This window comes from Paraburkholderia sp. SIMBA_054 (assembly GCF_046534875.1).
GTDB lineage: Bacteria > Pseudomonadota > Gammaproteobacteria > Burkholderiales > Burkholderiaceae > Paraburkholderia > Paraburkholderia hospita.
The window spans coordinates 1-410 of sequence record NZ_JAWRXV010000282.1; the positions used below are offsets into that span (position 1 = coordinate 1).

A 410-nucleotide genomic window follows, 5' to 3' on the forward strand; every position below is an offset into this window, starting at 1 on the left:
CGGGACCGTGCCAGCGCACGCTCGATGCGACACCCAGGTCGCCCGTCGCGCCGTTGGCACCCGTCGCGGTGATATCGACAGAGGTGCCCGAGTTCAGGCTGCGCTGCAACGCATGTGCAGCGGCGCCGTCGATTGTGAAAGCAGGCGTCGAGAGATTCCACTGGCCTGCATGCACCACCGCGTGCCCGCCCAATTCCAGTTGCGCCGCTTGCGTGTCGACCGTTCCGCCGCTGCCGTCGGCGTTGCTTGCGGCGATCTTGCCGAACTGCCCGACACGGCCGCTGTCGGCAACGAGCCACACATGGCCGTCGCGGCTCGCAGTGCCCGTCGCGCGGATACGCGTGCCTCTTCCCGCCAACGCATACACATTGCCGTCGGCGGCCTGCAGACTGATCTGAGCGGCGGTTATC

General features: G+C 67.8%; 1 pseudogene. It reads right to left on the reverse strand.

Going from position 1 to position 410, the window contains the following annotated elements:
- Positions 1–410 (reverse strand): annotated as a pseudogene (locus tag SB822_RS55125) (filamentous hemagglutinin); the annotation flags it as partial.